At 51.8% G+C, this 11,415-nt stretch carries 11 protein-coding genes and 2 pseudogenes; 3 read left to right on the top strand and 10 right to left on the bottom strand.

Features of this window, described 5'->3' with window-relative positions:
- Positions 1-507: 507 nt before the first annotated feature.
- Positions 508-672, bottom strand: a pseudogene (locus GPOALKHO_RS03500) (hypothetical protein); the annotation flags it as partial.
- Between the two features lie 480 nt (positions 673-1,152).
- On the opposite strand from GPOALKHO_RS03500, the gene GPOALKHO_RS03505 reads away from it, so the two are divergent.
- Entirely contained in the window at positions 1,153-2,904 is a 1,752-nt protein-coding gene (locus tag GPOALKHO_RS03505) for an AAA family ATPase (protein WP_406703012.1), read from the top strand.
- A 65-nt stretch (positions 2,905-2,969) separates the two neighbouring features.
- The gene (gene fabA, locus GPOALKHO_RS03510; protein WP_406703013.1) at positions 2,970-3,488 is read left to right on the top strand and encodes a bifunctional 3-hydroxydecanoyl-ACP dehydratase/trans-2-decenoyl-ACP isomerase; all 519 of its coding nucleotides are present in this window, start codon (positions 2,970-2,972) and stop codon (positions 3,486-3,488) included.
- Positions 3,489-3,952: 464 nt separating this feature from the next.
- On the opposite strand, the gene GPOALKHO_RS03515 is transcribed toward fabA, so the two are convergent.
- The 8 genes from GPOALKHO_RS03515 to GPOALKHO_RS03550 form a co-directional block, all read right to left on the bottom strand.
- Positions 3,953-4,399, bottom strand: coding sequence for a membrane integrity-associated transporter subunit PqiC (locus tag GPOALKHO_RS03515; protein WP_406703014.1), 447 nt, complete (start codon positions 4,397-4,399; stop codon positions 3,953-3,955).
- Between the two features lie 72 nt (positions 4,400-4,471).
- Entirely contained in the window at positions 4,472-4,777 is a 306-nt protein-coding gene (locus GPOALKHO_RS03520; RefSeq protein ID WP_406703016.1) for a hypothetical protein, read from the bottom strand.
- Positions 4,778-4,887: 110 nt separating this feature from the next.
- Positions 4,888-5,052: a hypothetical protein gene (locus GPOALKHO_RS03525; protein ID WP_406703019.1), complete on the bottom strand. Its 165-nt coding sequence runs from the start codon at positions 5,050-5,052 to the stop codon at positions 4,888-4,890.
- A 228-nt stretch (positions 5,053-5,280) separates the two neighbouring features.
- Positions 5,281-5,442, bottom strand: a complete 162-nt coding sequence (locus tag GPOALKHO_RS03530; RefSeq protein WP_406703021.1) for a hypothetical protein — start codon at positions 5,440-5,442, stop codon at positions 5,281-5,283.
- A 943-nt stretch (positions 5,443-6,385) separates the two neighbouring features.
- Positions 6,386-6,517 (bottom strand): hypothetical protein, encoded by a 132-nt coding sequence (locus GPOALKHO_RS03535; protein WP_406703023.1) that lies wholly within the window; start codon positions 6,515-6,517, stop codon positions 6,386-6,388.
- Between the two features lie 1,496 nt (positions 6,518-8,013).
- Complete coding sequence (locus GPOALKHO_RS03540; RefSeq protein WP_406703024.1) at positions 8,014-8,163, bottom strand: hypothetical protein; 150 nt, start codon at positions 8,161-8,163, stop codon at positions 8,014-8,016.
- Positions 8,164-8,366: 203 nt separating this feature from the next.
- A complete protein-coding gene (locus tag GPOALKHO_RS03545; RefSeq protein ID WP_406703025.1) occupies positions 8,367-8,555 on the bottom strand; it encodes a hypothetical protein in 189 nt (62 codons plus the stop codon).
- A gap of 37 nt (positions 8,556-8,592) precedes the next feature.
- The gene (locus GPOALKHO_RS03550; protein WP_406703027.1) at positions 8,593-8,757 is read right to left on the bottom strand and encodes a hypothetical protein; all 165 of its coding nucleotides are present in this window, start codon (positions 8,755-8,757) and stop codon (positions 8,593-8,595) included.
- Positions 8,758-9,783: 1,026 nt separating this feature from the next.
- Here GPOALKHO_RS03550 and GPOALKHO_RS03555 point away from each other — a divergent pair.
- Complete coding sequence (locus tag GPOALKHO_RS03555; protein ID WP_406703367.1) at positions 9,784-9,933, top strand: 2Fe-2S iron-sulfur cluster-binding protein; 150 nt, start codon at positions 9,784-9,786, stop codon at positions 9,931-9,933.
- 464 nt (positions 9,934-10,397) lie between these two features.
- On the opposite strand, the pseudogene pyrD reads toward GPOALKHO_RS03555, so the two are convergent.
- Positions 10,398-11,349 (bottom strand): annotated as a pseudogene (gene pyrD, locus GPOALKHO_RS03560) (dihydroorotate dehydrogenase (quinone)).
- Positions 11,350-11,415: the final 66 nt, after the last annotated feature.

An 11,415-nucleotide genomic window follows, 5' to 3' on the forward strand; every position in this document is an offset into this window, starting at 1 on the left:
TGACGATACCGCCACGCCCTTAACTGCCCAACTCTTATTTGAAAGTCTTTTTCCTTTTGAGGAAACCAGCAATAGTGAGGGAATATGAGTGTGTATTTGTAAATATCGCCCGCCTGGATCGCTGAAATTCAAATATGATTCCGGACGCAATTACAACATGGAAGGTCAATATTAATAACGTTGTGGTACTAGCTACGACGGCGTGAAGGGAGCATGAGCGGGGTTATCTGTCACCCTATTCCGTATTATCGCGGCTAAGCTAGATTCATTGCGCATTCCAATTAATGATGCTGGACTACGTTGCCAGTCCATGGCGCTATCTCACCGTGATAGTTGCCTCTTCCGTGAATAGGGCCGTATGATCCTAATGTGGCCACAAAGCGCCGATGATGGCGCGGCAGTGAATTGCCATCGCCCTTTTCTCGTAAACGCAGGGCTAGCAAACAGGGGGTGTTGTCCTTTAAGACTAGTGACAGGCGGAGGGCATCGCCCTTTGCGTTGCGGTCATCAGTTGATTTTTTTTTGCCGAGGATAGCCTTCAGGTCGCTGCGCAACGACGATAGAGTTTTGTCGACTTTTCCTTACATTCCGCTTTTGGGGGTAATAATGACCTCTTAACGGGGGGTGTTTCCAAACCAGGTATTCCAAATCGATGGATTTCTTGCGCGTATGTTGTGTTTGGCATTAAAGTGCTGCTAGTGCTGCTAAAGCGCTGCTTACGCCGCGCCTGAAGGTTTGTTTCATACGGTTTTACAGTCCGGGGTGCATTGACTCGCGAATCCATTGCAGGATTTTTCCGGCGTGTGCTGATAACTGACAAACCCCCGAACAGATTCCGCCGCCGCGTTGTTCTCTTCGTAAGACATGCGCCCCTTCACGGTATTTTTAAATCAGGTATTTCCACTTCTAACTGGTTTCCAGGCTTTCAAGCTGCTGGTGGTATTTCTATTGGGTGTGCCTGTGACCGTGTCACCCGCACTTGATAATAGCATTATTGGTTGTTAATTCACTAATATTTGTCCGTACCGATCGTTTTATGCCTGCATCCGGGTATTTAGGTAATGCTGTGTCAGAGAACAAAACAGGCCGAGACGAAGCAACGTCTCTTCTTGTATAATCGCGTTTCCATGAACAGCAACGTTATTTATCATTTTGACTAATAAAAAATTAGAATGGAAATATTTACTACCCGATCTGGCCGGTTTCGCGGCAGTATTTGACCAATCCTTCTCGCTTCTATCCGCCCCTTTGGCAACGCTTCAGGCTCGTCTCACGGACGGCCTGACGCAATTTTGCCATTCACGCTCGCCCAGCCGTTTTATGCTGCTAACAGCGCAGGAGGAGGAGGAATATTTTCAGCTAATTGCCGAGACTGTGAAACAGATCCTGCCTGGGTCTGGACATCCCATCGGCAGCCACTATGCCGTGACCGGTATGGGCGTAAGTGAACAGCCGGCGACCAAGGTAGATGATAACTTCGCCGCGCGTGACGCCTGCGTCTGGCAGTCCTGGGTAGAGTATGAGCCGCTGTTTGGCGCACTACGCTGCTATCGGGATGTAATCGATCTACAGCCTGGTCTGGTGCACCACGCCAACGGCGGTGTCCTTATTGTCGGTGTACGCGCGCTGGTGAGCCAACCTTTGCTCTGGCTGCGGCTCAAGCAGATGATTTTGCAGCAGCGGTTTGATTGGCTGCCGGTGGACGACCGCCGACCATTGCCGGTGTCCGTACCATCGATGCCGCTGAATTTGCGGCTTATTATGATCGGCGACCGCGAAGGATTGGCCGACCTTAACGATTTGGATCCCGATCTTACCCGTTTAGCGCTATATGGCGAATTTGAGTCCGAATTGCGCATTGCCAGCGCGGAGGAGATGAGCCAGTGGTGCTCCTGGGTAAACACGCTCGCACAGCGCCAGAAATTACCGCCGCTGAGTGCCGATGCCTGGCCGGCGCTGGTGCGGCAGTCAGTTCGCTACAGCGGCGATCAATACCAACTACCTTTATGTCCGCAATGGCTTATCCGCCGGTTAAAAGAGGCGGCGCTATGCGGCTCGCAGCAGGTGCTAACTGCCGCAGCGTTTACTGACAGTGAGCGCACGCGTGTCTGGCGCGAAAGTTATCTCAGCGAGCGTATGCAAGACGAGATCGCCGAAGGCCAGATTATGGTGGAAACCGAGGGACAGGTAGTCGGTCAAGTCAATGCCCTCTCGGTGCTAGATTTTCCGGGTCATCCGCTACCGTTCGGCGAGCCGTTGCGCATTAGCTGCGTGGTTCATTTTGGCGATGGCGAAATTAATGACGTGGAACGTAAGGTGGAACTGGGCGGCAATCTTCACGCTAAGGGCATGATGATTATGCAGGCGTTTTTGATATCGGCGCTAAAACTCGACCAGCAATTGCCCTTCTCCGCCTCGCTAGTCTTCGAGCAGTCCTATGGTGAGGTCGACGGGGATAGCGCCTCGCTGGCGGAGGGGGTGGCGCTCATTAGCGCCCTGGCGGATAGACCCATCAACCAGCAAATTGCCGTTACCGGCTCAGTGGATCAATTCGGCCGCGTACAGCCTATCGGCGGCGTCAATGAGAAAATAGAAGGTTTCTTTGCCCTGTGCCGATCGCGCGAACTGACTGGTGCGCAAGGGGTGATTCTTCCTACCGCCAATGTGCGCCACCTTTGTCTCAATGACGATGTCATCGACGCAGTGCGCGAGGGGCTATTTTCCCTTTGGGCGGTGGATACCATCGATGAAGCGTTGGAAATCTTGACTGCGATGCCGTTTAACAACGACAAGGGTCCAAGTCTTCTTGCGTCGATACGCAAGCGTATCGCCAATATTAATCTGCACGAACGGCAACGTTTGCCCTGGGGCTTCCGCTGGCTAAACTGGTTTAACCAGAGCTAAGGGAATTGTCAGCAACCTGCATGTCGGGTAATGTGCGGAACTCAATAATTAAGGTTTAGAGAAATATGGTAGATAAACGCGAATCCTATACCAAAGAAGATCTGCTGGCGTCCAGCCGGGGCGAACTGTTCGGCAAAGAGGGCCCGCAATTGCCGGCACCGAATATGTTGATGATGGACCGGGTAGTCAAAATGACCGAAGACGGCGGTAATTACAATAAAGGTTTCGTGGAAGCGGAACTAGATATTCGCCCGGATATCTGGTTCTTCGGCTGCCATTTTATCGGCGATCCAGTGATGCCCGGCTGTTTGGGTCTTGATGCCATGTGGCAATTGGTGGGTTTCTATCTGGGCTGGCTGGGCGGCGAAGGAAAAGGCCGCGCGCTTGGCGTCGGCGAAGTGAAATTCACTGGGCAAATTTTGCCGAGCGCGAAAAAAGTGACTTATCGCATTCATTTCCGCCGCGTGATTAACCGGAAGCTAGTAATGGGCATGGCTGACGGCGAAGTGCTGTGCGACGGTACCGTGATTTATACTGCAAGCGATTTAAAAGTTGGCCTGTTCAAAGATACCGCGGCTTTCTGATGCTCATGGCCGGCATGATGACGCTTTCTGCCGGCGCGCGCCGGCGACGTCCGTAAAAACCTCCGCGCCAGGCGTAGATTGTGCTTGAACGACAAATCAAATCACCGACCTGTCTTCTATAGCTTTGCACCAGCTTCCCAAGCAGTGAGAACGTGCGTCAAGTGATTGATATAGATATAAAGTTCACGGATACGCCCTGACAGACCCCTCGATAGCCGTGTGAATGAGAACGTTCAAGGGGATCTCATTTCTGTCTTTTCATAGCCTTATCCCTCATCATCTTGGATCTTGGCTGGCTAAAACGGTAACCGATAGCGGCGAGGTTACACTCAATCTTTAACGAGAAAGCGGCGAAGATCAAACCACCACGCCATCATAAGCTGCTGAATTACCTCTTGTGTAGGCAACCATTGCGAACGCCGGTCGTGACAGACGGTAATCTATGTAACTAATTATAATAATTATCAGTTTATTTCTATAAATTCTTCGCCCCACTTGTTGGCCGACCGTTTCCCAGCTCTGAACCAGGGTACGCACCAGCGTATCGTAGCCATCCTTTTCTGAGGCAGCGTCAAATTAAACGGCTGGCGGATGACGCGTCCGTCGTGGGCCCACATCCCCTGTACGACTGCGCGCCCATCGTAACGGACGTGGAAACCGGTAATGGTGACCGCCAATTGGTCGTTATCACCATTATTACCGATGGGTTGCATGAACACCAGCGTCCCACGGGTAGCGCGGTGCTTAAATTTGCCACAAGCGATTGCTGTAACTGTTGTTCCAGCTAAACTGGCCCACAGATTGCTGCGGGCCGTGATGTACTGCACGTCACTAGTTTGACAGACCAGTCCGTTGCTGGCCAGAAATCTGCCACCGATACCCACGCAACCCAAAGCTACTGACGCTACCATTTTATTGCAGGCTGGGCACCACGGTTTGAGCGCTTTGCGGTTCAGTTCGCAGTTAGTTTTGTTGTATCTGTGCTAGACCAGCGCTGATGGTCGGCAGCGCCGGGTACCATTAACGGTCGAGGACCCTAGCCAGGCTTTTAGCCTGTGGATATAAATCAAATCAACATACAGCGCGCCAGTCAGCAACTTAGCGCTCTTGAGCGCCGCGCGGAAGCCATTCCATTTGGCCTTGGTCAGGCGCTTATTGATATCAAAGTTTTTCTTGCTGATAAAGCGATTCGGCTCAATGCGAATAGATACCGGCACCGAAACGCGATGGTCGCTGTTCATCTCCTGATTGGCGCTAACGGTAGCGAACGGCCCTCCACTACGGTCCACAGGTGAATGCCGCTGAATTCTACCGGCGCCTCGGTGCAGGCCGCGAATCGAATCGTCAAAGAGCAGGACGTAATCCAGATGTTGGGTTAAAGGGAATCTGGAACCTCGTTCTAACGCTTCTGCTCTCCGGCAAGCAGAGTGATCAGTGAACCCATTTCCACGCGTATGCCGGAGGCTGACAAATTGAGCGCCACGACGCTATCCCTCCAGAACCGGACGTTGGTGATTATCAGATTATCATAAGGCGCGTCGATAAAGAGCTGATAATTCATCATCCGCTTAAGCGGACAAAGTGGCTGGTTTCCACCGTATCGACGCAGAAGCTGCGAAACAGTGCAGGATCGCCGACGCTCAACTGGCTAGAACGTCGCTGTCAAGCTGGATTTTGGATTCCGCGCGCATCGTGAGAAGCCAGCGGTGGCGTATCCAACAATTTGAATTTCTGCGATGTTTCTTCACTGGATCTTGAATGTAATAATCGCTAATGCCAATACCGAGTGGCGTCAGGCGGTAAATGGCGTTCCATTTCGCCAGCTCGCTGATAAAACGTTTAGCAGACGCTGACGCACCAGATCATTGGTGGCGTTGTTGACGCGCACGCTTACGGTTTCCTGAGTCTGTTCAAGCCCTCCGCTGACGTAGCGGAACGCATCCACCAATTGCATCCACCAATTCCCTTCATTTTCCCTTCATTATATTTCACTATCCATGCGCTAGCTATTGAGCATGGCGATGGCCAGCAAAAGGCCGGCCGTCAATGGACAGAAATAATGAGAAATCATTCTTCTTGGCCCAGTTGACAGTTGAATATAGTCGCCGGATTAAGAGGGGCCCTAATCCCGACAGGAGAAACGGCAGCGGTACATTTAACTACAATGAGATGATCAAAATCACGCAAAGCGCGGGGATAGCCTGCGCGCACAGTAAGAAAAATGATCGCCAACCATCACTAGCGGAATTTGCGGCAGTGTTATTTGCTGTTTTATGCCGGAGACTTCCATATTGACAAGGGGAGGGGTTGGCCGGCCGCTACATCGCCAGCGAGCTGATAACGAGCCCCACCGGCTGGCGTTTTGGATCGTACCAATAGCTCTGCAAGGTGTTAGGCACCGCGTGCAGATCCCCTCCTGACCGAGCGTCAGCGGCAGCAGCGTGACCAACGGCGTGATACTGATCCGGGGATAATCCCGCACACGCCTACCTCCTATGCGGCATAGACCTCCTGCCAGAGCCTACTCCTCCATGCCGCTCTTTTGCGCTTCCAACGTTTTCGTCTGAATACCTGCTCAATCATGTCCTACACCTGCGCAATCGTCGCCAGCAACGACTGTATTATCTCGTGTGAGTTGACTGAAAAGTCTGGCGCCGCCACTTGCGCCTGCAATCGGCTTATTTCCTGCTTTAAGCGCTCAATCTGCCCGGGAAGATTTCCATCTCCCGTTGCTATAACTGAGTTTCCCCGCCGTATTTGGAAGAAGATGGAATAGCCCCACACGCAGGCGCCGGCTGCGCCATTAGCGCGCGCTGATTGCCACGCTGGCGCTGCGTGTCAAAATATCCGCCCACGGAACACTCTAGCGCCCTTCCCATTCACAATCCACCATTCGGTCACCGAATTAGTCGCAAGCTGGCTATCGTGGCAAACCAGTAGTACGGTGCCTCGATAGCTGTCGAGAAGCTTTCCAGCAATTCCAGGGTTTCGACATCGAGATCGTGGGTGGGTTCGTCAAGAATCAGCAAGTTGCTGTGATTAAGAAACAGTCGCCAACCAATTACGCTCGCCGCTTGAAAGCGTTTTAGTCATTGTAAAACAGAAAGTCCTGTACAACACGTTCCGAATCAAGCACCGTGTGACACGGGTCGCAACAGGCAACTTCAAGCTTGGTACCGCAGCACATGCGACCGCTATCAGCGCCAAGTTGGCCCTGCATCAGCTTCAGCAGTGTGATTTATGCGGCCATTGGGTCCGATAAAAGCAATTTTTCCCCATGTTGCACCTGCGCGCTGAAGTGGCTAATCAGCGGTTTCCCTTTCAAGCTATAGCTGACGTCTTCCAGTTTAAAGGCGATTTGCCCGATCGCGCCACCTTTTCTACCTGAATTGCAGCGTCTTCAACGCGCGTACCCGCCGTTCTTCCTCTTTGCCTTCCGGGTATTTGCATAATTACCCGGCCAGGCGACTGGCTGGCTTCGGTCAAAATCGACGATGCGGGTCACCATCGCGCAGATAAACGAGCGGTTATGAGAGATGAAGATAATGCTGCCGAGAAAGATCTTCAGGAAGGCTTCCGGCTAGTCAATGGGTTCAGAACCTGTAGTTCACACACCAGCACAAGCCTGTCCATTTCCGCCAGATTTTTTTGCTCGGCTCCTGTTTTACCCGCTGAGAAATCCCGTAATAGGTTTTCAGTATCTGCGCCTGCACCTGCACCTCGAAATCGAAAACACTGCCTGTAACGTCCTGTAGCCGATTTTGCCCAACCAGGCGATTATGACATCCTGCTTAAAATGAGTTGAGCATCGCCGAGGTGCACTTCGCGGCTCAAGATCTTCATCAAGGTGGATTTGCCGACGCCGTTGCGCCCCGCCCAAAGCAGATGCACTCGCTGCGCTCAGTATATAGTTCGGTGTTATCCAGCAGCGGCGCATTGCTGAACGACAAGCAGGCGAAAAACTAGTTAATGACAGGATTAGAGATCCTTGTCAGCATGGCTTATCAGCTAGCAGTGATGAATTTAGCGGTTGCAGGCAAAGTCCGCGAGTACGATTGGAATTAGAGAAGGTGGGCAAGTCGATGAATATCACACGAACGTCTCCCGCGCCATCGATAGCCACGCTAGACAATCCCGCCCGTATCAGCCGGTGCTGGCGACCAACTATGTCGTTGCTGCTCAGATTTTCCGCCCACTCCAAATAAGGTGCGCGCGCCGCCAATAGCGGCATGGACGCTAGCGCTGTCGATGTAGGTGAACAATTGAGGAAGCCTTTGCTGCGGCTCATATCCCCGGAATTCTGCTCGCGATATGGTGATCGAGGAACAGCCAGATATTCAAGTAGTCAGTCAAATTGGCTCACAATTTGGCGCTGTACTCCTCCGCCGGGATTCGCTTTTCTGCGCCAATTTTCATATTGATATTTGCCTTTCGCTCGCACACTTTAACCACCAACGACTGGCCGGTATCGCTAGCGCCGTCAGATTAATCACATCATACAGTCGCTGCCGCGCACACCCGTGTTTCACGTTTTCGGCGCTACATATTCCTGAATCACCACCCAGCTACTGTAGCGATCGATGGCGACATTGTAATCCGGTAGAACGGCATCATACGGCCGGCAGCAATCCAACGTTTCCAGCTCGACCCATTTCCACTGGCGGTTTTCCGTCAATATACAGTTCTTCTACTCACAGGCCTCTACGGGCCGTTTTTGCTTTAAAACCGCATTATGCGCAGCATCAGCGCGTAGCATCAGCGCGTACAACAGCTCCGGCGAGGCGCTGAGCAACGAAGACGCCAACTGCAGAATCGGCTTTTCATGGCCTATCCGAGCTAGTTGCGCATGGCGATAAGCGCCGGTTCACTTTCTGGGCGTCACCGTAAGGGGTTGCTCACAACCGTCTCGCGCGGCCCTTCTGTCATGGGATTAACACACTGTGCTACTTCGCCTTCCTGGAGGGTTATCAGTGCAGACACGCCGGCGCGGCGCGCGTTTTGTGCCCGCCAGCCCCGCTCGTGCGCTTCGCGCAACGTCTCTTGCCACAGTGCCCGGAAAATCCACAAAACAAACACGTAAGCCCGTAGGAGCAATCGGCCACGATCATCGCTGCTTTAACAGCAGCCTACCGGAGCCGCACATCGGATTCAGCAGTGGTATACCAGCTTGCCAACCGGAGCGCAACGCGATGGCAGCAGCAAGATCCTTCTTTAAAGGCGCCTGATCCTGCGCATCGCGATAGCCACGCGTATAAGCTACTATAGCCACGCGTATAAGCTACTGCAGCTCAGATCAAGCGACTTCACATCCGGTCATGGTGCAGATAGGCTTGAATGAGGATATTGGGCTGCTGGCGGTCGACACTTGGTCAACGCGCGCCGTGGCGGGTAAACTGCCGACGATGGCGTCTTTAACCTTCAGTGTACCATACTGATCGTTGCAGATTGCCGCGTTGGTGCCGCGACGCCAGACGACTCCACAACAGCATGCGACAAGGCAGCCGGCTATCGGCCGGAAGTACACGCCGCCCAGCGCACTTTACACGAGATGGCCACAGGGTTTCCAGCTCGCTTTCCAAACCTTGGAAAGAAGAGAATTCATCCGGTCTCTTATCTTATTAATTAAAAAAGAAAATCGTTGCGCATTATAGTCGATCCTGCCCCATTGTCATAAAGTTAACCGTCATCACAAACAGCACGGAGGCAGGATGAGTATTTTATCACGTTTATGTGTGCATCCGATGATTATGCTCACCGCCTCGACAGGCAAAGCCGACACGTGTGGTTTACCGATTTTTCCGTGGCGGCGCAGCCGGTTGAGGTCTGGTGAAAATCGTTTTACCGCTTATCTGGCGCCAGAGACTATCAACACCTGACTTTCCGGCTATCTTGAACAGCCAGTTACCATCCTTGAACAGCCAGTTACCATCTGCTAGGCGGGCGTGAAACACTTCCCGACCGTCCTGCTGTCGTTCGCTAACGGTTATCCTTATCTTCTGATAAGCGAAGCGTCCTTCTGGATTTTCATATGCGGAAGGTAGCCGGCACCATCTGCGTATTGGTGAGGTCGAGTTTGTAGTAAAGCCATGCGGTCACTTCTCTGATCACGGTCAATATGGGGCAGGGCTATAAACATCTTATGGTGAACCGCTGCGCGCCTTACAAGACCTATCGCAGTGTCGACGACGGGAACGTCGATTTCTAAGCCCACCACTGGTCGCCGGCGCATCTAATTTATCGGCAACCAACGGGATATCATTACTGGAGCAATTGTGGTTGCAGGCAAGGGATACGCATTCCCTACTCCTGTTTGGCCAGTATTTGCGACACATGCAAGGTGAAACTATTGTCGGATGACGTTGCGCCACTGACCGGCAGCGCGACAGCAGCGGTGTGTGGATCCTGTCTTACAATTATACCACGCGGCGATGTCCATCTGGAGTAGCCATCGCACCAGCGGCCTGGAATAACTGACGCTTTCGCCAGCCTGAACGGATCTTATACCACCGTCGAAAACTGTAAATCCTACAACACCCGGCTTTATCCTCAAATTGATATAAAGCGCGACGTCATCAACGCAAAACGCGTACGCTCGAACGTATCAGGGGTTAATATTTTTGCGCAAAAGCGCGAACGGATACCCAGCCTTCCGACAGATCAAGTATTATACAGTCGTATTCAGTATCGAAAAATCAATGCCAATTATCGCCAGGGCTCGCCAGGGCTGAACTTCATTCATTTACCTTTTATCACGCTGCCAATTCACGGCCTGGTCGCTATCCGGCAAGCATCACATATAGAGCTGGAAATTTAATTGATTTTATAGCAGTAAACGAATAAAAGATAAGCTAGAAATATGCCTCCAGCCCCATTATTTTGTCAAGATTGGCTAAAGATCGCTGACAATATCTATCCTTTATTAAACGCGGACCATAGGCAATAACGTGGACCATGGACAATAAAGCCAGAATAGATCTGAATCAGCGAAGCGCCGATCGCTATTTTCCCTGGACGCGATAAGCGAATTGATACCGCCAACACCAGATAATCGGCAATTTACATTGTAACTCATCAGCGGACAATTGTTGGATTACTTCCGTACTGCACAGCTGCAGAGGACAGCCGCTCAAACAACCGGTTTGGGCACTATGGTACAGGCCTCACAACAGCTCTCGGCCCGTAGTGATATTTGTCGCGATGACGCCGTCGATGTTGTTGTGGCACACCCAACCATCTGAAGCTTAGATCAATTCCGCTTTGCTCATGTTGCGACTATTTTCACCACCACCGGCACATATTTATGATGGTAGGCTTGTAGCGCCGCTTACTTATTTTTATCGCCGACAACAGATACATCAGCGCCCCGTCAAATTTCAGGGTACGCGGCCCGTGCGTATTAGGAGATGAAATATTCGCCGCAGCATAAGGATAGACCTTCTCTATGCAGATCAGATAATCATCCTTGCCCTGCTCCACCGGCGTATCTTTATTTTTTTTACTGATGCCAAGCACGCCGAAATGGGATTTTTTTTGACGTTCTCCACCAGATTATGGCCTTCACCAGGCAGAACAAACGCGGTTTTTCTTACTGCACGCGAGACGTGACCGTACCCATTTCAATAAAGCCAAACCCATGGCGCCAAGCGCGTCGATGCGATCAGCGTCCTTATCCAATCCTACGGCCAGCCCAAGAGATTTTAAAAGCGATACCCACGCCATTGATGGTTTTTGGTTGGTACCGATTAGCGCACTAGCCATTCCAGCAGAGTGCCGCTAATGCGCTTAAGCTGCCAAAAGGCAATGCATGGGCCCGTTCCGAGTCGAGCTGAAACAATATCTGCTTGATAAGCGGATATAATATAAGGTCTCCTAATTCCCGGTTGCAATCGGGCGGTATATTAATCATCGGCGCGGTAAAGGGAATTAA

The organism is Sodalis sp. (in: enterobacteria), assembly GCF_036327475.1.
Lineage (GTDB): Bacteria > Pseudomonadota > Gammaproteobacteria > Enterobacterales > Enterobacteriaceae.

Bases quoted from the DNA above. Each gene is read 5' to 3' on its own strand.
- GPOALKHO_RS03525 (WP_406703019.1), bottom strand. From the start codon at position 5,052: ATGATGAATTATCAGCTCTTTATCGACGCGCCTTATGATAATCTGATA.
- fabA (WP_406703013.1), top strand. From the start codon at position 2,970: ATGGTAGATAAACGCGAATCCTATACCAAAGAAGATCTGCTGGCGTCC.
- GPOALKHO_RS03515 (WP_406703014.1), bottom strand. From the start codon at position 4,399: ATGGTAGCGTCAGTAGCTTTGGGTTGCGTGGGTATCGGTGGCAGATTT.
- GPOALKHO_RS03530 (WP_406703021.1), bottom strand. From the start codon at position 5,442: ATGCAATTGGTGGATGCGTTCCGCTACGTCAGCGGAGGGCTTGAACAG.